This is a genomic window from Thermogemmatispora onikobensis, assembly GCF_001748285.1.
Classification (GTDB): Bacteria; Chloroflexota; Ktedonobacteria; order Ktedonobacterales; family Ktedonobacteraceae; genus Thermogemmatispora; species Thermogemmatispora onikobensis.
Genome location: NZ_BDGT01000009.1, coordinates 67,617 through 86,392 on the forward strand (window position 1 = coordinate 67,617; position 18,776 = coordinate 86,392).

Consider the following 18,776-nt stretch of genomic DNA (forward strand, 5'->3'; position numbering starts at 1 on the left):
AGGAGGCGAGATGCTGCAAACCTGGAAGAAACGTAGCGATATTCCTAAAGAGTATACGTGGAATTTGGAGAGTGTCTTCGCAACTGATGAGGCCTGGGAGCGCGAGTATCAGGAGCTACAGCGACTGCTGCCGGATCTGGAAGCCCTCAAGGGGACACTGGCCCAGAGCGGCGAGGCTCTCCTGAGCGTCCTGCGCCAGCGCGATGAGTTCTTCGAACGACTGGAGACGCTGCTGGTCTACGCCTCGATGCGTAAGGATGAGGATACCAGTAATAGCCACTACCAGGGGATGTACGACCGCGCCCTTCAGCTCTACGTGCGCGCTTCCACGGCGATCTCCTTTATTGAGCCGGAGATTCTGGCTGTGCCACAGGAGAGGCTTGAGCGCTATCTGAACGAAACTCCCGGTCTGGCACTCTATAAGCATCAGCTGCATGACCTCAATCGTCAGCGCCCACATATTCGCTCCGCCGAGGTGGAGGCGGTGCTGGCCGCCGCCGGAGAGATGGCTGAGACGCCAGATGCCATCTTCACCATGATCGATAATGCCGATCTGCACCTGCCGACTATCCGCAACGAGCAGGGCGAGGAGGTGGAGCTGACCAAGGGGAACTACCTGGTCTATATCCGCAGTACGGATCGGCGCGTGCGTCAGGAGGCTTTCGAGGCACTACACGGGACTTTCCTCAAGCAGCGCAATACGATCGCCGCCACCCTGGCCGGACATATCAAGACGGATATGTTCTACACCCGACAGCGCGGCTATCGCTCGGGCCGCGAGCGCGCCCTGGCTCGCTACAACATCCCCGAGAGCGTCTACGATATGCTCATCGAGACGGTCAACGAGGAGCTGCCGCTGCTGCATCGCTACCTGCGCCTGCGTAAGCGCATGCTCCAGCTCGATGAGCTGCATATGTACGATCTCTATGTCCCGATCGTTAAGGAGACGCTGCAGGAGATCTCTTACGAGCAGGCCCGCGATACAGTCATTGCCGCCCTCGCACCTCTGGGGGAAGAATACATCAGTGGGCTCAAGCAGGCGTTCAGCGAGCGCTGGATCGACGTCTTCGAGACGCCCGGCAAGCGCGGCGGCGCCTACAGTGGCGGCGCCTATCGGACGCGCCCCTTCATCTTGCTCAATTTCCAGGGTAACCGCGATAGCATGTATACCCTGGCCCACGAGCTAGGGCACTCGCTGCACTCGTATTACACACGCCGCCATCAGCCTTTTGTCTACGGAGACTACACGATCTTCGTGGCCGAGGTGGCCTCGACTTTGAATGAGACGCTGCTCACCGAGTACTTGCTCAAGACGACGGAGAGCCGCGAGGAGCGCCTGGCCATTCTCAATCACTCACTGGAGGATTTCCGCGGGACGCTCTACCGCCAGACGATGTTTGCCGAGTTCGAGTATCAGATTCATCAGTTGGCTGAGCAGGGCGAGCCGCTGACGGCGGATACGCTGAGTCGACTCTACCACCGCCTCAATGAGAAGTACTATGGGGCCGAGGTGGTTATCGATGACTTGATCGATATCGAGTGGGCCCGTATCCCCCACTTTTATTACAATTTCTACGTCTATCAGTATGCGACCGGCATCTCGGCAGCCTGCGCGCTGGCCCAGCAGATTCTGGAGCAGGGGGCGCCAGCGGTCGCGCGCTACTTGCAGTTCCTGCGCTCCGGCTCCTCGGACTATAGCATTGAGCTGCTGCGACGGGCCGGGGTCGATATGACGACGCCGGAGCCGGTGCGCCAGGCCCTGCGTCTCTTCGAGTCACATCTCAGGCAGATGGAGGAGCTGATCGGCTAGCCAGGAAAGGAAGGCGGGCGATCTGGTAGACGCGCCTCGCTGCGCTGCGCCTGGGCGCCGCCAGGCACCCAACACGGGCCGCCAGACGGCGCACTGCTCCCCCACTCCTCGCTCCCTCCGCTCTGTTAGACGTGAGCGGCAATGAAGTCGCGCATGGCCTCCAGGACCTGCTGGGGCTGCTCGATATGCGGGGAGTGCCCACAGTTGGTTAGCTGGAGTTCGTGATAGCTCCCTCCCTGCTGGCGATAACGCTCCAGGAGTCTCCGAATCTGGGTCTTCATGGGCTGGGGCGGATACTGCTCGGCCCCTGGCCAACCCGGTACGATGCCAAGCTGCCCGAGATAGCCAAGGTCGAAGAAGGAGGTGTCAGAGACGATCTGGTCGTCGATACCGTGAATCCAGAGAATGGGCGGCTTGGGATTGAGGTCGACCAGGGCCGCTTGATTGAGATAGGCGGGAGAGAGGGCATTGTTGACTCCCTGACGCCCCGGGGCAACATAGGGCCAGTTCGGCGACGGCAGGGAGTCGCCCGGATAGTTGCCAGGCCCGGTGCGCGTCGAGAGGATGGCGCTGACGTAGATCTCTTCGCGCTCGGGCGCTACATGAAACGGCGGCTTGAAGTAGAAGTTGTTCATAACAGCCCGCGGTGAGCCTTGCTCAGCACTGCGATCGCCAGCGGCAAGACGCTGCACGAATTCAGCATTGGCGGTCCCGCCTCCGCTGCCAGCGAAGTCCGGCCAGACCGGGCGCCCTTCGGCGTCGCGCGTTCCTCCAAAGCCAAAGGGCGAGCCGGTCGCCTCTAGAATGAGGCCGCGGAGCCGGCCAGGATAGTCGATGGCATACTGCATGGCAACATTGCCTCCGAGCGACCAACCGAGCAGGTGGAAGCCGCTCAACCCCAGGGCTTCCGCGAAACTGGCCAGGTCGTCTGAGAGGTCACGGACGCCACGGGTGGCATCAATCGGTAAGACCTGGCTGTCACCGTAGCCCCGCATGTCGGGCGCGTAAACATGGTAGCCAAGCGCTGCCAGGGCCAGCATGAGGTCCTGGAAGAAAAGCGATGAGGAGCAGTTGCCGTGGATAAGGACGAGCGCCGGCCCTTCGCTCCCGGCTTCGAGATAGGCAATCTCTAGACGCTCTGTGCTGCAACGCCTCTGGCTGATGCCAGGTAAAAGGACTGAGGTGGGCATGCCTATGGTGGCCTCCTTCACTATCAAATATGAAAGGTGAATCACATATCAGTAAGCTTACCCCAGCCGGTACCCAAAATCAAGCAAGTCGCTTCGGGCTGGTGGGCGTAGGCGCGTTGGTTCGTCTCTTTCACGACTCAATGCTTGAGGTCGCAGTCCTGCTTACCTGGCTGTCCGCCAGCCAGTCCGGTGCGCTATTCATCCCTGGCCAGATGTGCTATACTTAAGGGCGAGCGATGGCCTTCGCGCTTGCGCTTATGTGCTATGGTATTTGGTAAGGGGAGTTTCTTCTTTCTTTCTTTCTTTCTTTCTATCCAGGCTATTCAAAGAAGCAAGCTTCGCTCACTAATGGCAGCGTGGGGCGCTCCGGCTCCCGTTGGCTGGTGAGTGCGATCTGAAGCGAGGAACAGGAGCTGTATGGACAGGTCTCCTCAGACTGCCGGCTCGATTGCCGACGAAATTCACGCGACCTTGCTCGACGTTGAGGGCGAGGAAGGGGAAGAGCATATCCATACACCCGGGCCGAGCTATTGGCCGCTGTTGTTGGCCGTGGCAGTGGCTGCGGTCTTCTTTCTGCTGCTCTTATTGAACAGCGCTCCCTTGCTCTCGCTCGGGCTGGCGCTGGTGGCAGGCATTTTTGTGATTGCCTTTATGGTCGGTTGGGGGCTCGAGGACCCCTTCAAATCTCTGCCACCCATCTATGTGCCCGCGCCCGCTGAGGCACGCACGCGCTCTCCTTTCAAGCTGGGTCTGGACGTGGTCGATGCCCGTGGCAGCTGGCTTGGAACCATTCAGGCCCGCTTCCCGACCTATCTGTTGGTTGAGCGTGGGCGCCTCTTCCCCAAGGTCTACTATGTGCCGCGTCAGGCGGTGAAATCCCTGAGTGATGATGGTGTAGTGCAGCTGAATCTGAGCGAGGCGGATCTGCAGTGCATGGGTTACAATCGGGTGCCCGACGATCTCTATAGCGAGTCGCCCGAGCCAGATGTGCCGCGTGTGCGTGGTATCCCGCAGTTCGGCAAGCTGCCGCTCTCTCCTGCTCAGACCGGTCATTATCTCTATGGCGCTCGCTGGCCCGGTATCAACACGGATGCCAAGAACTCCTACCATCTGGACGAAATCCAGCCCGACCCCAGCGAGTATGTGGCTGAGGGCTATCCCGTTTTGAGCCATGCTCCCGCCCGGAGCGGCAGCTAGTTCACCACTCTCAACTCCTGTGTAAGCACCCCTACGCCGGGCGACCGCTCTGGTCGCCCGGATTCGCGTGGGGAAATCACTATCCACCTTGCTTTCTTCTTCTTCTTCTTCTTCCCTTCCCCTCTTTCTTCGCTCGGAAGGAGGGATATTCTTGCTATTTACCAGTCAGGCCTCTTTTTCCGTTTGACCTGTCTGTTGTGCCTCCCGACGCTGCTTGTGGCGTGCAGCAGCATAATAGAGGCAGAGATCGCGGAGAAAGCACTGGTCACAGCGCGGTCGTTGGAAGAAGCAGCGGCGCTGGCCGTGCCAGACGAGACCTTTGTGGAAGTTGTAGATGGGGCGAGCCTCGGGCGGCAGCAGGGCCTGCAGTACGGGCTGGGCTTGCTCGGGGGTGAGCCGAGGCGGGATGAGGCCCAGGCGGATAGAGATGCGATGGACGTGGGTGTCGACGGGGAGCACTGGCAGGCGGCAGCTAAAGAGGAGGACGCAGGCGGCAGTCTTGGGACCGACGCCCTCGAAGCGACTGAGCCAGGCGAGACCTTCCTGGACAGGGAGACTGCAGAGGAAGTCAAGGGTGAGAACGCCGCGCTCAGCAGTGATCTGACGCAGGATGGCCTGCAGGCGTGGCGCCTTGACCTCTGGCCAGTTGACGACGGCAATGGCGTTCTCTACGGCTGCCGTGGGGGCGTCACGTACCGCTTCCCAGCTTCCGAATTGCTGGCGCAGGCTCGCATAGGCGGCGGCTGTCTGCTCGTCGCGCGTGCGATGCGAAAGCAAGACATCGACGAGCTGGCTGAGGGGGTCTTTGCTGGACCACTCCGGCTCGCCATAGTGCTCAACCAGCCGCTGCGTGATCTCCTGAATCCGCTGGCGCTGGGCAGCCTGGTCCTGACTCTGCTCCGCGGCCCTCCGCTCCTCTGAACCTGGGGGCTGAGACGTTTCGTCGAAGAGCGCCTGGCGGTAGAGCGCCTCCTGCTGGCTTCGACGTTGTTTCGGCTTCACGGGATCGGTCCTTTCTCGTTTCCTTCTTCGTTCGCTTCCCGCCAAACCTGGAGCCGCCCGAGCGGCGGAGGTGAGGGGAGGCTCCCAGGATAGCCTGGCCGCCCTATCTGGAGGGAGCGGCGCGGCGGCCAGGCGAGGCGAGACGTCAGGTCATGAGACCGGCCAGGCTACTCACCCGAGGTCAGCGCTTCCTGACGGCTTGCTTCCTCGTGGGCCTGGCCCTCTAGCCAGCGCTCCAGATCGATGGCTGCCCGACAGCCGTCACCGGCAGCGGTGACCGCCTGGCGATAGCGGCGATCCGTTACATCGCCAGCGGCAAAGACACCCGGAATATTGGTCATGGTGTGCTCGACAGGGATGATGTAACCCAGCTCATCCATCTGCAGCAGGCCCCGGAAGAGGTCGGTATTCGGCTGATGACCGATGGCCAGAAACAGCCCCTTGACAACTAGCGTCTGCTCCTCGCCCGTCTTGACGTTGCGCAGGCGCAGGCCGGTCACCGAGTCCTCGCCCAGAACCTCGACCACTTCGCTATTCCAGATAAAGCTGATCTTGGGATTTTTAAAGGCGCGCTCCTGCATGATCTTGCTGGCGCGCAGGGTATCGCGACGGTGGATGACGGTCACATGGCTGGCGTAGCGCGTGAGGAAAAGGGCCTCCTCCATCGCGGTGTCGCCCCCGCCGATCACGGCCACCTCTTTGTCTTTAAAGAAGAAGCCATCACAGGTTGCACAGGCACTGACCCCGCGTCCCTGCAGATGCTGCTCGCTCGGCAGTCCCAACCATTTGGCGCTGGCGCCGGTGGCAATGATCACCCCTCGGGCCAGGTAACTGCCCGAATCGCTGGTAATCACAAAGGGGCGGCGGCTAAAGTCAACGGCAGTGACGTCTTCGGGAAGCATCTCAGCCCCGAAGCGCCGCGCCTGCTGCTCCAGCTTCTCCATCAGGGCCGGCCCCAGGATGCCTTCTTCAAAACCGGGGTAGTTCTCGACCTCGCTGGTCAGCATCAACTGTCCGCCGACCTGGTAACCCTGAAAGACCAGGACCGAGAGGTTGGCGCGTGCAGCATAAATGGCCGCAGTATAGCCTGCCGGCCCTGAGCCGATGATGATTGCGTCATAGAGCTTCGCCATAGACAGTATGTACTCCGCTTCTTGCAAACGTATTCCCCTGACTGTAGAAAGAAAGGGACGCTAAAGGTCCACTTGTGAAAACACGAGAAGGGGGGCCTTTTATGCCCCTCTCTCTCGTCGCTGGCTCTGACTCCGCCAGCCTGCCCTGAGTCAGGGCAGGCTTCCGGGACGCTCGGAAGGCAGGGCTTGCTGCGTCTGCCGCTCAGCGCTGAGCCTTCCCTGGGCCCGGTTGAGGGCCGCGTCAATGTTGGTGCAGGCCGTAATGAGCGAGAGATGGGTGAAAGCCTGGGGGAAGTTGCCCAGAGCTTCGCCACACAACCCGACTTCTTCGGCATAGAGACCAACATGATTACTATAGGTGAGCATCTTCTCCAAGAGCAGGCGCGCCTCGTCGAGGCGTCCGCAGCGCGCTAGCACTTCGGCCAGCCAGAAGCTGCACGGGCTGAAAGTGCCTTCCTGACTCCCCAGGCCATCGTCAGCAGCCCGCCCGGGATCATAGCGATGCACCAGGGAGTCGCTGGCCAGTTCGCGCTGAATGCGCTCGATCGTCTTGAGCATGCGCGGCTCGTTCGGTCCTGTGAATTTGACAATGGCCATCAGCAGGGCACTGGCATCGATAGCATCGCTTCCATAATACTGAACAAAGCTCTGTTTACGCTCGTTCCATCCTTTATGCATAATCTGCTCATAAATGCGGGCGCTGGTCTCCATCCACTCGACCATTGGCGCCGGCCAGCCGCGGTGGCGAGCCAGGCGCAAGGCGCGATCGAAGGCGACCCAGGACATGACGCGCGAGTGGACAAAGTGCTGGGGGCCGCCGCGCACCTCCCAGATGCCTTCATCGGGATCGTCCCAGTGATGTTGCAGCCACTCCAGCAGACGTCGCAGGTTCTCCCACAGGTCATAGGAGATCGTGCTATAGCGATTGAAGATGTAGATGGCATCCATCAGCTCACCATAGATGTCGAGCTGCTGCTGCTTGTAAGCGGCGTTGCCGATGCGGACGGGACGACTTTGGCGATAGCCCTCCAGGTGATCAAGGGTGTATTCGACCAGTTCCTGCTCGCCGTTAATGCCATACATGGGCTGGAGCGAGCCGTTTTCTTTCAGCTCATGGCAGCGAGCATCAAGCCACTGCATGAAGGCCTCGGCCTCCTGAGTGAAGCCGAGGGTCAGCAGGCTATAGAGCGTAAAGGCAGCATCGCGCAGCCAGGTATAACGATAGTCCCAGTTGCGAGCGCCACCGACCGTCTCGGGGAGGCTGGTCGTCGGCGCAGCTACAATAGCGCCTGTGGGGGCATAGGTGAGCAGCTTAAGCACCAGAGCCGAGCGCTGCACCATCTCGCGCCAGCGCCCCTGGTATTGGCACTGGGAGAGCCAGCGCCGCCAGAAGGTGAGCGTGCGCTGAAAGGCATCGTGATAGCGGCGCGATGAGACATGCTGTGGGCCAAGGTCGCCGCGCCTGGCGCTCTCCAGCAGGAAGTAGGCCGATTGGCCAGCGTGCAGGGTAAACTCAGCGCGTACTCCCCTCCGTCCGTCCTCGCTCAGCGGCACCGTGCTGGCCAGCCCCAGAGAGAGCCCATCGCTGTGGAACATCGCCCCTTCGGGCGAAAGATGGACGACGTGCCCGTCGCGGCCATAGTTGAAGGCGGGATGACAGACCAGCTCGAATTTGAGCGAGCCACGCACTACGGTCACGGCCCGATAGAGATGATGCTGATGCTCGGCGCTGCCGGGCACCTTCACCGGCATGAAGTCGGTGATCTCCCCTACGCCATCGACCGTGAGAAAGCGCGTCAGCAGAATGTTGGTCTCCGGAATATAGAGCTGCTTCTGTCCCATCGAGGCATGATCGTGCGGGGGCGGCGCAATGCGAAAGAAGCCACCTTTCCGCGCGTCTAATAAGGCGCCAAAAACACTAGGAGAATCGAAGCGTGGAATACAGCACCAGTCGATCGAGCCATTTTTGCCGACCAGGGCCACCGTATGCAGGTCTCCGATGACCGCATAGTCCTCGATGGGTAAATAGGTCGCCGGGCGATCATCTGCCGTTCCTGGCTGCTCAAGGCGACCGTGTGACCGCACGGGCGGTGCTGTCTCTCCTCCGTCGTGCGACTTTGCCTGTTCCATGCCAGAGTCCTTTCGCGCCATCATTGCTTTCTAGCGACAGGGTATGGTATACAGAGAAAGCTATGACATGCGCAGCGTCTAGCAGCGTTAGGCAGCGAGCCAGCGCTCCTGTGGCCTGGCCGCAAACTGCTTCGCTTCGCTGTCGGCGCGTCGCGCTTCCCTGTTGCTATCTGCTGGTATGCATTGTACCACAGGCAAACAGCGGATCTGCTCAGGCTCAAGTCCTGGCCAAAGCGCTGCTGAGGTAGACTGGCGCCGAAAAGATGAACAGTGAGCGGGAGACAAAGCCGCGCTCCACTTGTCATGGTGGGAGAGGAGGCTGGTGCCAGAGAAAAGCAAAATCGCCGCGCAAAGCAGTAACCTTCTCCCCTTAAAAGGGGCAGAGCCGGGTCGATCTGCTTTTTGATCTCTCTAGCAGAGCAAGATCCCTGAACGGGTGGAATGGGCGGCAATACCAGGCAGGCCGGTAGCTGAGGGCAAAGTAGTCACCGCCTGGCCTGGCTGAGAGAGGAGGGGCCAACAGCAAGCAGTCAGACAGACAAGCATCATGCATGCGAACAAGGAAGGAAAGAAGGAGAAGAGGAGCATGGCAGATCTGGCGTCCGTACCTGACTTTGAGATGGTAGCTACCTGTATCGCAGAGCGCTTTGAGCGCATGCGCCCCTTGATGAGTCAGTGGGCAGATCTGGCGCGCCTGGCAGTCCAGGGGCTGCCACACGATCGGGCGCGTCTGGCCGAGCTGGAGCGCCGTCTTAATCAGCTACGTGCGGAACTGCGGACCTTTGTGCTGGTGGCGTCCGAGCATTTTTCCGATGGGCAGCTGGCTGCCTTGCGTAAACAGGCCCGCATGAGCAAATCGGCCTGGCGGTCGCTGAAGAAGGTCCGCCCGATCACCACGCGCTCCGGCTTCACGCTGCTCAGTTTCTAGCTGGCCCGGCAAGGATACCAGCGCTCGCTCGCACGACGCTCTCTTTCCGACTCCGAGATGCTATACTGAATTGACGCGCCGCCACTCTTCATGCGTCATGAGCAGCGCCAGGTTGCTCTACTCTTGTCCTTTTGTAGATTGGTCCGTTCGTTGCCTTTGGTTGTCCTTTCTTTCTCAGGAAGAGGGCTGAAAGGGGGCTTAGATTGCGTATGGCACCTGCAGCAGCGCGCGTGCTGGCGATCGACATCGGCACGGGAACACAGGATATCCTGCTCTTCGAAAGCGGCAGGACGATGGAAAATAATGTGAAGCTGGTGATGCCCTCGCCAACGGTGATTGTAGCCGAGCGCATTCGCCGGGCGACGGAGGCGGGCCGGCCTCTGCTGCTGACCGGGGTCACGATGGGCGGTGGCCCTTCGCACTGGGCGGCCCGCGACCATGCTCTGGCTGGCTATCCGGTCGCAGTGACTCCCGAGGCGGCGCGCACCTTCGACGATGATCTGAATGCGGTGGCGCAGATGGGCTTTGAGATCGTCAGTGAGGAGGAGGCCGCCCGGCAGGCCCGGCGCCCGGATGTGGTCCATATTGAGCTGCAGGATCTGGACGGGCAGGCCATCGTCCAGGCTTTGCGCACCTTCGATGTTGATCCGCGAGTGGATGCCCTGGCCATCGCCGCCTTCGATCACGGGGCTGCTCCTCCGGGCTATAGCGATCGGCGCTTCCGCTTCGAGTTTCTGGAACACATGATCCGCCGCTCGCCAAGACCGGCAACCTTCGCCTACCTGGCGGAGGAGATTCCGCCGGCGCTGACCCGCCTGCAGGCGCTCAAAAGAAGTGTTGCCCGCTATATGGAGTACAGCGGTTCCAGGCCGGACCTGCCGGTGCTCGTGATGGATACGGGGGCTGCGGCAGCATTGGGGGCCTTGGAGGACCCACTGGTGCGCCAGCAGAGACAGAGCCTGCTGTGCAACATCGGCAACTTCCATACACTGGCTTTCCACCTGGTGGAAGGACGTATCGTCGGTCTTTTTGAGCACCACACCGGCGAGATCAGCCGGGCACGCCTGGAGGAGCTGCTGCAGAAGCTGGCCGCCGGCATACTGACCAACGATGAGGTCTTTGAGGATAGCGGACATGGGGCACTGGTGCTGGAGCCAGCGCGCCCAGCGGCGTCGCCTACTACCTCCCCGGAGCTGCCGTTTCTGGCGGTCACCGGCCCCCGCCGCGAGCTGCTGCGCGGCTCGGCACTGCCTCACTACGAGGCCGTACCGCATGGCGATATGATGCTGGCCGGTTGTTTCGGTCTGCTGCGCGCTCTGGCCGAGCGTGTGCCCGAGCTGGCCCCAGCGATTCGGCCCGCACTCCTGAACGGGAGAGACAGCCTGGCCCGTGGCTGACCAGACGGACAGGCCAGGGAAGGATCGGTAGCGCGCTGAGCAGAGGTCTGACGTGGCAGCAGACAGGGCGATTGGCAGGAGAAGGAGGAAAGGAAAGGAGGAGGAGCGGGGAGCTGCATCAGGGGGTCACACCACTATCGGGAACTTCGGCGCCGGTGGCCTGAGCGGATGCTTCCGCCTCAGAGACCGGGGAGGGTAAAGGAATTGGCTCTTTGCTGCGCTGCCGGCGACGGCTCTTACGGCGGGGAGCAGCCTGCTCGGGGTCAGCATTGGGGTCGGCGCGTTGATCGAGGATGCGAGCCACTTTTTCGCGGATCAGGGTAATCTGGGAGTAGACGGCCTGGCGTGACTGCTGAAGCTTGCGGGCGATAGCGGAGGGGCGTTCACTATTGGCCAGATAGCGACAGATGGTGGCTTGTTTCTCTGTCAGATCGACATCGGGGTGAGAGAGCGCAGTCCGGGCCAGATCGACCAGTTCGCCATAGCGCCGGCGCTTATACTCATCGAGGTCCGCCGGAGAGAAGAGCCAGCGATCAACGATTCGTACGCCGGGGATGCGTCCGGCCTCTACAAGGTGCATAAAGTGCCAGTAACTCAGATCGAGTTGTTTGGCAGCCTCGTGGGTAGTCAACATACCATTCAGATGCTGCAAGTTATAGTGCAGTTCATCGCTCCGTAAGGCCATCTTGGACGCCTTTCTCCACCTGGGATACGTTATCTTGTCTTCGTCTCGCCTTCGTACGCTGGTGGTCAGCGCTGGCAAGCAGCAGGCAAGATACAATTGTTCATGGTGAGTATACCATACCCAGGGAGGGTTAGCAAGGCATAAGGGAGGGAAGCCGCCTCGGGGAAACTGCGAGGCGAGCGCGGGCAAGGGTGGGAGAAGATCGCAGAGCAGGGCAGGGCAGGGTAGGACAGCGCAGGAGCCTCTGATAGTAAAGAACACCTCGGGTCCATGAGAGGCTTCTCATGGGACCAAGGTGTCTCAGCCGGGAGACGCCGCGAGAATGAGCGCCTCTGCTCGTTGCGTTGCTCTGTTGTAGGCTGTGCGCAGCGGACAGCGGCTTCGCTCAGTCGGAAATAGAGCTGAAGCCTTCGCTTAGCGAGGCCGATTGAAGAGATTCTGAAGGCGCATCGCCAGCATCATATCGCCGCTGATCTTGATCTTGCCAGTCATGAAGGCCGTCGTAGGATCGAGCTTTCCCTCAACAATGGAGGCCCAGTCTTTATCACTGACGGTAAGGGTGATGTCGGGCTTCTCGACGCCGCCCTTGATCAGCTCAGCCTGACCATTTTCCACTTTGATGGCATAGACGCCAGGATCATCGCCGGTGATGTTCCACTGGAAGGTCTTGTTCAGCCCACTCGCGGCTGACGGATTGACATTCTGAACCATTGCTTCGAAGATCTCAGCAGTTGTCATTGGTGCACTCCTTCTTTGCTCTTTCGCAGGGAGTTACCCTAACTGGCACTGGTTACAGTATAGCAATGGCCCTCAAAGAATTCCAGGCAACTGGCTAACAAAAACGTCCGCTTGCCCAGGCGAAAAACTCCCTCTCGCGCCGCTGCCTCATCCCCCAGCCTCTTTTTGGAGCAGGGGACCCGCGGAAGCTGCAGAGAGAGCCTCTTGCCAGGGGCGGAGCTTAATGGTATCGTGTCCCTGGCTGGTCGACATATCCAGGGCGCGCCGCGGAGCGCCGGCTCCGGTGCAGCGCCGGGCTGGCCGGGGTAGGACGGCAGGCAGCCGTCCAGCGCTCAATTCGGCAGGGGGAGCGCCAGCCTTGCAATCTGTCGCTGCTGCAGCGGGCAGGGCCCGTGACGGGCGGGCCTGGCCTGTCGGCAGGGAGGGAGGGAAGACAAGAGAGATCCGCTATGGCTAGTGCAAGTAGTTTTAAGGTGAAGGTGGAGGGCGGCTATCTCCAGTTCAGCGCCGCCCACTTCATTACTTACGGCGGGAAGTGCGAGCGCCTCCACGGCCACAACTATGGCGTCACCGTGGAGGCGGAGGGGACCCTCAACGAGGATCAGCTGGTCTTCGACTTCACGATCCTCAAGCGCCTGACGCGCGAGATCTGCCAGCGCCTCAACCATCGCTTCTTGCTGCCGATGAAGAATCCGCATATCGAGTTGATTGCCTCCGCCGATGAGTGGGAGATCCGCTTTCGCGAGAAGCGCTACGTCTTCCCACGGTCCGATGTGGTGGAGCTGCCGATCGATAACTCAACCGCAGAGCGGCTGGCTGAGTATATCGCGCAGGAGCTGCTGGAGGCACTGGCACCCTACAATACGTTGAATGTGCAGACACTGACGGTGGGCGTTTCGGAGGCTCCGACGCAGATGGCCTGCTACCATCTCGATCTGCGGGGACGTCTGCCAGGCTGAGGCAAGGCGCCGGGCTGGTTCAGGCCCTGGCCCCTGGACTCGCTTGCTCTGCAGGCAGCCCGGCAAAGAAGCGCTCTGCGGCGGCCCGGCCCTGGCGATAGAGAGCTTCGATCTCGCCGCGACTCAGGTCGAAGCGCGTGGCTCCGATCTTGCCAACGGGGATGCTGATGGTGCGGATGGCCCCCATTCCATGAGCGCGCTGCTCCAGGGCGAAGCGGTCATGGGCCGATAGCATGGTCTCCAAGAGGGCCTGACTAAAGGCGACCAGGTTGCCCGGCGGCAGGAGGATCGGCTCCCCTGGCCGATCTGCGCCTTTGTCGCTACCATCCTCATCGTCCTCGCCGTCGCCCTGGCAGAGGCGAAAACCCAGCAGAGGGCGGGCCGCTTCACCATCTGGAGGAACCAGGGCGAAGAGCGGGAAGCCGCTGACGAGGCCGCCGTCGACAATGTAGCTGAGTCCGCCGTCGAGGCGCCGGAGGGACACTGGCACATAAAAGAAGGGGATGCTCGCGCTCATGCGTACGGCGCGGGCAATGTCAAGCTGGTCGGGATCGAGACCATAGCAGGCCCGCTCACTGTGCAGGTCCTGGGGAAGACACAGCAGGCGCCGTCGGCTGACGTCGGCAGCAATCACGGTCAGCCGATAGGCCGGGGAGCTACCGACCGCCGCGGCTCTTTCTGGAGGAAGGCGCAGGTCGCCGAAGCGGCGCAGGCCACGCGCCTGGAGCAGCTCACGCATGAAATGCTCCAGTTCGATGCCCGCGTGCAGGCCGAGCTTGAAGAGCAGGCGGCTGACCTGATGGAGATGCAGGTGGTCGTCGGCGGCATCATCGGCAAAGCGACGATAGTCGACGGCCCCCATGATGGCGTGTAGCTCGGCAGCACTGTAGCCAGCGGCAACCAGGGCGGCGATCATGGCCCCGGCTGAGGTGCCCGCGAGACGGTACCAGCGATAGCCGCGCTCTTCGGCGACGGCTAAGGCCCCAATGTGAGCCAACGCTCGCATGCCACCGCCTTCGAAGACGGCGTCAGCGACCAGAGCCGGCGGATGAGCAGGACTGGAATTGGAAGCACACTGAGAGAGAGAGGCAAGAGGAATGTCGCGAGTGTTAGACATGTTGGGGAGGACCTCCAGAAGATGAGGTTGTTGCGCGCGCTCCAGGACGCGCTGGCGAGGAAAGAGGAATGGTTTGCTCAGGAGAGCAGTTGCGTCTTCAGGTGGACGCTCTCTAGAATAACTATACACTGATTTCAGTAGAAAAGAAAAGTCTCTGGACGGGCACAAGTGCAGTGATGCTCTAGCCTTTCCATCCCGAGTATTACCAGAGTGCTATCTTAACGATTTTTTTCTATGCAAGGCTCCCCAGGCCGTGATAGAATGGCAAGCGCAGAATCGCGAGATCGCGCCCACTGCAGCCAGGGGAGTATCTCGCCCTCGATGAGCAGGCCCTGACGCCAGCGTCTCTCTCGCAGGCTGATACTCACTGTGCTGCTGTCGTGCTGCAGATGCTGGTTGCGAGCGGAGTGAGACTATGGGATGGGCTTTGAGACCGTTCTCCCCGGGCGACGACGAAGACGACGATGGATAAGGTCTATTATCTAGATTTGCAGACCCTCCTGGACTATCTGCAGGGGCAATCTGCGATTCTTTCAACGACGGTGAGCGTACCTTCTGTGCGCGGCACCTGCCAGGGCCTGGTCTTTGTGAAGGAGGGGACAGTGCTGGAAAGCCTCATCCAGGGGCCGAATGGAGTCCTGCTGGCAAGTGGAGCCAGGGCTTATGCCCTGCTGAGCAGCCGCGATCAGTGGCAGGTGCGTATCCAGCCCGATGTCGAGCAGGTGCTGCGCTCCATGGTACGTCCCGCTCTGCCCGAGCCGGAGCCGCGGCCAGGGCCGGGGCCGAGGCCGACTCAGGCCGCGCTTCCTCCCGCCTCTCCTGTCTCGCCACCTTCCCTCTCGCTGACGCCGGTCCCTCGACCGCTGCGCCCGCTCGATGCCCAGCTGCTGGCGGGCTTCAGCATGCGCCAGCGTTTCGTCTTGCGCCTGGTTTTTACGATGGTCAACGGCGAGCGCTCGGTCGAGCAGATCAAGGCGCAGTTGAATCTCTCGCCAGCGGTGGTTGAGGAAGCGCTGATGACGCTGCGCACTCTGGGTGTGATCAGCTAAGCTCAACGCTGCAGCTTCGCTACGATGGAGGATGGTATGAAATCCCTGTTGGCCTGGTGGTTCCGCCTGACGCTCCCCAGGCATCTGCCGGAAACAACGCCGGCTGAGCGTGAACGCGCCCGCTATGCACGCTTAACCAGTACGTTCGCTCTGGTAATTGCCCCGCTCGGCCTGCTGGCTTTCATCTACGGAGCGCTGACTTCTCTGAATCCAATCGCTCCCTGGATCGAGGGCGCGGCCTGCTTCTGCGCTCTGGCCGCACCTCTGCTGAACCGCTGGGGCTTCACTCATGTTGCCGCCTCCTTGCTCGTGCTGAATTCGATGATCAACTCGGTGGGGAACCTGATTACGAACCCCCTCGATCCGGTCTACGTGGGAATCTTCAGCGCGCTGGTGATCCCGGTGGTGCTCGCTGGGGCCTTGTTGCCCCCGGTGGCCTCCCTGGTGACCAGCTTCTTGAACAGCGCCGTTATTATCGGCCTGACGCTTTTCCAGCAGCATACCGCCGAGTACGATCGCTGGCTGCGCCTGGGCTATGGCTCCATTATGATCGCTTTGCCGATCGCGCTCCAGTTGATCGTGGGTATTATCACCTATGTGATTATGCGCTATCTGATTGCAACGATTCGCCGCGCTGATCGGGCAGAGGAGATCATTGCCTTGCAAAAGGAGATCGCGGAGTATCAGCGCCAGCGCGCTCAGGAGCAGCGCCAGCTTGAGGAAGGCATCGCTCAGATCGCCCAGGTCCATGCGGCGGTGGCCAATGGCAACCTTGACGCCCGCGTGCCCACCGGTCAGGAGGGGGTCCTCTGGCAGATCGCTGTGCCGCTCAATAATTTGTTAAACCATGCTCAGCAATGGAAGCGCAATTCCGATGTGCTGGAGCAGACCTATACGCTGGCGCATCAGTTGGTGCGTTATTTGCAGCGCTGCCGCTTGCAGCAGACGCCGGCGGTCTTTACGCAGCCAACTGGCACGCCTCTCGATCCTATTCTGCCAGAAATTCAGTACTTGAGCGAGAAGGCTACCAGGCCGAGCCGCACCTCGTCTCTGTAGTGAGTCGATGATGCGGCTCGCCTGCTTCGCTCACTCGTTATCCTGCGCGCCCGTGCGCCTGACTTCTGTCGGTGTGCCGCGGCGCGCTGCGATTCTTGAAGCTTGCTAGTTGAAGAAGCTCGCTATTGAGCTGGAAGGAGTCTTTGCTTGTATGCGAGTCCTTGTGACGGGCGCTTTTGGCAATATCGGTTTTAGTACGGTGCAGGAGTTGCTGCGCCAGGGCCATACGGTCCACTGTCTCGACCTGCGAACGAAGGGCAATGAGCAGAAGGCGCAGCAGATCAGCCGCGAGGCGGGCGAACGGGTGACAGTCCAATGGGGCGATATTCGCCAGCGCGAGACGGTGGTTGAGGCGATGCGCGATCAGGAGGTGGTGGTCCATCTGGCCGCCATTCTGCCGCCAGACATCTATGAGAAGCTAGAACTGGCTTATGAGGTGAATGTGGGGGGGACGCGCAATGCGATTGAGGTGGCACGGCAGCAGCCCCAGCCTCCACGCTTTCTCTTCGGTTCGAGCCTGGATGTGTTCGGCTACACGCAGGATCAGCCGCCGCCGCGCAAGGTGACCGATCCTGTACAGGCTACCGACGATTATACGCGCCATAAGCTGGAAGGGGAGGCAATGCTGCAACGGTCGGGGCTGACCTGGAGTATCTTCCGCTTCGCTGATGTGCCTCCCCTGGGACCGCGCCCGATTCATCCGATTATGTTCCGTATCCCGCTGGATACCCGCCTGGAGATGCTGCATACGTTCGATGCCGGGCTGGCGGTGGCGAATGCGGTGAGCAGTGCGGAGGTCTGGGGGAAGATCTGGCTGATCGGCGGCGGCCCTTCTTGCCAGGTGCGCTATCGCGATTATTTGAATCGCATGCTGGAGGTGATGGGGATCGGTTCACTGCCGGAGGAGGCTTTCGGCCACGAGCCATACTGTACGGACTGGCTGGATACGAGTGAGAGTCAGCGGGTGCTGCGCTACCAGCGCCATTCCTTCGAGGAGATTATCCAGGATGTGGCGAAGTATGCGGCTCCGCCGGCGCCGGTGCGGGTGCTGATGCCACTGCTGCGCCCAGTGGTGCGCCGCCAGATGCTGAAGCTTTCTCCCTATTGGCAGAAGGCTCAGGCTCCTTCAGCCTGAGTCGAGCGCTGAAAAAGTCCCTGGAGCTGCTTGAGGCGCGTCGGCTGATTGCTCCTGCTCTTATTGAGAAGGGCAGGCAGGCCGACGCGCCTTTTGCTGTTGGTGGGCCTGCAATGAGCCGCTCCGGCTTTAGATGAGGATGCGCCCGTCTTTGAGGAAGAGGGTGTCGTCAACCCAGACTTCGCCGCCTTTGCGCAGGTCGCAAATCAGGTCCCAGTGCAGGGCCGAGCGGTTCTGGCCACCCGCTTCGGGATAGCTGGCCCCCAGGGCGAGGTGGATGGTGCCACCGATCTTTTCGTCGAAGAGGATGTTGCGTGTGCTCCGTTGAATGTTCCAGTTGTTGCCAAAGGCAAATTCTCCGGCGATGCGGGCGCCATTGTCGATGTCGAGCATGCGCAGCAGATAGTCCTGGCCCTGGCGGGCGCTGGCTTCGACGACTTTGCCGCCGGCAAAGGCCAGGCGGATGCCTTCGACGAGGCGCCCGTCAACGGCGCTGGGCAGGTCGAAGGTGATGGTGCCTTCGAGGCTCTCTTCGACGGGACTGGTGAAGATTTCGCCGCTGGGAAAGTTGCGCCGCCCGTCGCTGTTGATGAAGCGCCGCCCAACAATGGAGAGGGTGAGGTCGGTGCCTTCGCTGAGGACGCGAATGCGCTGCTTCCCTTCAAGCCAGGCCACCAGACGCTGCTGCTGCTGGGAGAGGTCCCGCCAGCGGGCGGCTGGATCGGGGTCGTTGAGAAAGCAGGCTTCGAAGACGAATTCTTCGAATTCGCTCAGGGAGAGACCGGCGTCCTGGGCATAGGCTTCGGTGGGATAGAGGGTCAGGCACCAGCGATAGCTGCCCTCTTGCTCGCGCTGCTGCAGGCGGTTTCTGAGGGCACCCTGGGCTTTGCGCCGCATGGCCAGGCGGCCCGGGTCGAGGGTGGTAAGAGCGCTGGTGTTGCTCGCGGCTTCGATTCCCAGACGGGCGGCGATGCGTTCGGCGAAGCCTTCATGAAGCGAGGGGGTGTTTTGCAGCTGGTCGTCGTTGCCTTCGCGCAGCAGTAGCTCCTCCAGCCTGTCCAGGCTGAGGAGGGTCAGAGGATAAGCTCCCGCGCGCAAAAGCTCTCGATAGATGTTTTCGATCAGGGGAACGGCCAGGGGCGTGGATTGGATGGCGACAAGCTGACCTGGCTGCACCTGGAGGCAGTAGTCGACCAGGGTACGCGCCCAACGGGCCAGTCGAATGTCGTGCATATGGCTTTCCTTTCTTC

The 18,776-nt window shown here is 61.2% G+C and carries 16 protein-coding genes; 8 read left to right on the forward strand and 8 right to left on the reverse strand.

The window, feature by feature from the left end:
- Positions 1-10 precede the first annotated feature (10 nt).
- Positions 11-1,810 carry an oligoendopeptidase F gene (gene pepF / locus BGC09_RS06155; protein WP_069803016.1) on the forward strand — a complete coding sequence of 600 codons (1,800 nt, stop codon included), beginning with the start codon at positions 11-13 and terminating at the stop codon, positions 1,808-1,810.
- A 125-nt stretch (positions 1,811-1,935) separates the two neighbouring features.
- On the opposite strand, the gene BGC09_RS06160 is transcribed toward pepF, so the two are convergent.
- Positions 1,936-3,000 (reverse strand): alpha/beta hydrolase, encoded by a 1,065-nt coding sequence (locus BGC09_RS06160; RefSeq protein WP_069803017.1) that lies wholly within the window; start codon positions 2,998-3,000, stop codon positions 1,936-1,938.
- Positions 3,001-3,417: 417 nt separating this feature from the next.
- Between BGC09_RS06160 and BGC09_RS06165 the strand changes: the two genes are divergently transcribed.
- On the forward strand, positions 3,418-4,197 hold the full coding sequence (locus tag BGC09_RS06165; protein WP_069803018.1) for a hypothetical protein: 780 nt from the start codon (positions 3,418-3,420) through the stop codon (positions 4,195-4,197).
- A gap of 165 nt (positions 4,198-4,362) precedes the next feature.
- Here the strand turns inward: BGC09_RS06165 and BGC09_RS06170 are convergent, their stop codons facing one another.
- The 3 genes from BGC09_RS06170 to BGC09_RS06180 all read right to left on the reverse strand — a co-directional run bounded on the left by BGC09_RS06170 (position 4,363) and on the right by BGC09_RS06180 (position 8,462).
- On the reverse strand, positions 4,363-5,199 hold the full coding sequence (locus BGC09_RS06170; protein WP_218103981.1) for an endonuclease III domain-containing protein: 837 nt from the start codon (positions 5,197-5,199) through the stop codon (positions 4,363-4,365).
- A 167-nt stretch (positions 5,200-5,366) separates the two neighbouring features.
- Complete coding sequence (trxB, locus tag BGC09_RS06175) at positions 5,367-6,332, reverse strand: thioredoxin-disulfide reductase (RefSeq protein ID WP_069803019.1); 966 nt, start codon at positions 6,330-6,332, stop codon at positions 5,367-5,369.
- Between the two features lie 150 nt (positions 6,333-6,482).
- Positions 6,483-8,462 (reverse strand): glycoside hydrolase family 15 protein, encoded by a 1,980-nt coding sequence (locus tag BGC09_RS06180; RefSeq protein WP_084658004.1) that lies wholly within the window; start codon positions 8,460-8,462, stop codon positions 6,483-6,485.
- Between the two features lie 586 nt (positions 8,463-9,048).
- On the opposite strand from BGC09_RS06180, the gene BGC09_RS06185 reads away from it, so the two are divergent.
- Complete coding sequence (locus BGC09_RS06185) at positions 9,049-9,390, forward strand: hypothetical protein (RefSeq protein ID WP_052889854.1); 342 nt, start codon at positions 9,049-9,051, stop codon at positions 9,388-9,390.
- A gap of 209 nt (positions 9,391-9,599) precedes the next feature.
- On the forward strand, positions 9,600-10,787 hold the full coding sequence (locus BGC09_RS06190) for a DUF1786 domain-containing protein (protein WP_069803021.1): 1,188 nt from the start codon (positions 9,600-9,602) through the stop codon (positions 10,785-10,787).
- A 118-nt stretch (positions 10,788-10,905) separates the two neighbouring features.
- On the opposite strand, the gene BGC09_RS06195 is transcribed toward BGC09_RS06190, so the two are convergent.
- Together BGC09_RS06195 and BGC09_RS06200 are read right to left on the reverse strand one after the other, a co-directional pair.
- Positions 10,906-11,472: a helix-turn-helix domain-containing protein gene (locus BGC09_RS06195; RefSeq protein ID WP_069803022.1), complete on the reverse strand. Its 567-nt coding sequence runs from the start codon at positions 11,470-11,472 to the stop codon at positions 10,906-10,908.
- Positions 11,473-11,886: 414 nt separating this feature from the next.
- Positions 11,887-12,210 carry an SCP2 sterol-binding domain-containing protein gene (locus BGC09_RS06200; RefSeq protein ID WP_069803023.1) on the reverse strand — a complete coding sequence of 108 codons (324 nt, stop codon included), beginning with the start codon at positions 12,208-12,210 and terminating at the stop codon, positions 11,887-11,889.
- Positions 12,211-12,659: 449 nt separating this feature from the next.
- On the opposite strand from BGC09_RS06200, the gene BGC09_RS06205 reads away from it, so the two are divergent.
- Positions 12,660-13,169, forward strand: coding sequence for a 6-pyruvoyl trahydropterin synthase family protein (locus tag BGC09_RS06205; protein WP_069803024.1), 510 nt, complete (start codon positions 12,660-12,662; stop codon positions 13,167-13,169).
- Positions 13,170-13,188: 19 nt separating this feature from the next.
- Here the strand turns inward: BGC09_RS06205 and BGC09_RS06210 are convergent, their stop codons facing one another.
- On the reverse strand, positions 13,189-14,286 hold the full coding sequence (locus BGC09_RS06210; RefSeq protein ID WP_069803025.1) for a patatin-like phospholipase family protein: 1,098 nt from the start codon (positions 14,284-14,286) through the stop codon (positions 13,189-13,191).
- A gap of 464 nt (positions 14,287-14,750) precedes the next feature.
- On the opposite strand from BGC09_RS06210, the gene BGC09_RS06215 reads away from it, so the two are divergent.
- The 3 genes from BGC09_RS06215 (at position 14,751) to BGC09_RS06225 (ending at position 17,526) form a co-directional block, all read left to right on the forward strand.
- Entirely contained in the window at positions 14,751-15,335 is a 585-nt protein-coding gene (locus tag BGC09_RS06215) for a hypothetical protein (RefSeq protein ID WP_069803026.1), read from the forward strand.
- A gap of 36 nt (positions 15,336-15,371) precedes the next feature.
- Entirely contained in the window at positions 15,372-16,391 is a 1,020-nt protein-coding gene (locus BGC09_RS06220) for a hypothetical protein (RefSeq protein WP_069803027.1), read from the forward strand.
- 151 nt (positions 16,392-16,542) lie between these two features.
- On the forward strand, positions 16,543-17,526 hold the full coding sequence (locus BGC09_RS06225; RefSeq protein ID WP_069803028.1) for an NAD-dependent epimerase/dehydratase family protein: 984 nt from the start codon (positions 16,543-16,545) through the stop codon (positions 17,524-17,526).
- A gap of 129 nt (positions 17,527-17,655) precedes the next feature.
- On the opposite strand, the gene BGC09_RS06230 is transcribed toward BGC09_RS06225, so the two are convergent.
- Positions 17,656-18,759 (reverse strand): aminopeptidase, encoded by a 1,104-nt coding sequence (locus BGC09_RS06230; RefSeq protein ID WP_069803029.1) that lies wholly within the window; start codon positions 18,757-18,759, stop codon positions 17,656-17,658.
- Positions 18,760-18,776: the final 17 nt, after the last annotated feature.

Bases quoted from the DNA above. Each gene is read 5' to 3' on its own strand.
- BGC09_RS06165 (WP_069803018.1), top strand. From the start codon at position 3,418: ATGGACAGGTCTCCTCAGACTGCCGGCTCGATTGCCGACGAAATTCAC.
- BGC09_RS06205 (WP_069803024.1), top strand. From the start codon at position 12,660: ATGGCTAGTGCAAGTAGTTTTAAGGTGAAGGTGGAGGGCGGCTATCTC.
- BGC09_RS06160 (WP_069803017.1), bottom strand. From the start codon at position 3,000: ATGCCCACCTCAGTCCTTTTACCTGGCATCAGCCAGAGGCGTTGCAGC.
- pepF (WP_069803016.1), top strand. From the start codon at position 11: ATGCTGCAAACCTGGAAGAAACGTAGCGATATTCCTAAAGAGTATACG.
- BGC09_RS06200 (WP_069803023.1), bottom strand. From the start codon at position 12,210: ATGACAACTGCTGAGATCTTCGAAGCAATGGTTCAGAATGTCAATCCG.
- BGC09_RS06230 (WP_069803029.1), bottom strand. From the start codon at position 18,759: ATGCACGACATTCGACTGGCCCGTTGGGCGCGTACCCTGGTCGACTAC.
- BGC09_RS06210 (WP_069803025.1), bottom strand. From the start codon at position 14,286: ATGTCTAACACTCGCGACATTCCTCTTGCCTCTCTCTCTCAGTGTGCT.
- BGC09_RS06215 (WP_069803026.1), top strand. From the start codon at position 14,751: ATGGATAAGGTCTATTATCTAGATTTGCAGACCCTCCTGGACTATCTG.
- BGC09_RS06220 (WP_069803027.1), top strand. From the start codon at position 15,372: ATGAAATCCCTGTTGGCCTGGTGGTTCCGCCTGACGCTCCCCAGGCAT.
- BGC09_RS06190 (WP_069803021.1), top strand. From the start codon at position 9,600: ATGGCACCTGCAGCAGCGCGCGTGCTGGCGATCGACATCGGCACGGGA.
- BGC09_RS06180 (WP_084658004.1), bottom strand. From the start codon at position 8,462: ATGGAACAGGCAAAGTCGCACGACGGAGGAGAGACAGCACCGCCCGTG.
- trxB (WP_069803019.1), bottom strand. From the start codon at position 6,332: ATGGCGAAGCTCTATGACGCAATCATCATCGGCTCAGGGCCGGCAGGC.
- BGC09_RS06195 (WP_069803022.1), bottom strand. From the start codon at position 11,472: ATGGCCTTACGGAGCGATGAACTGCACTATAACTTGCAGCATCTGAAT.
- BGC09_RS06185 (WP_052889854.1), top strand. From the start codon at position 9,049: ATGGCAGATCTGGCGTCCGTACCTGACTTTGAGATGGTAGCTACCTGT.
- BGC09_RS06225 (WP_069803028.1), top strand. From the start codon at position 16,543: ATGCGAGTCCTTGTGACGGGCGCTTTTGGCAATATCGGTTTTAGTACG.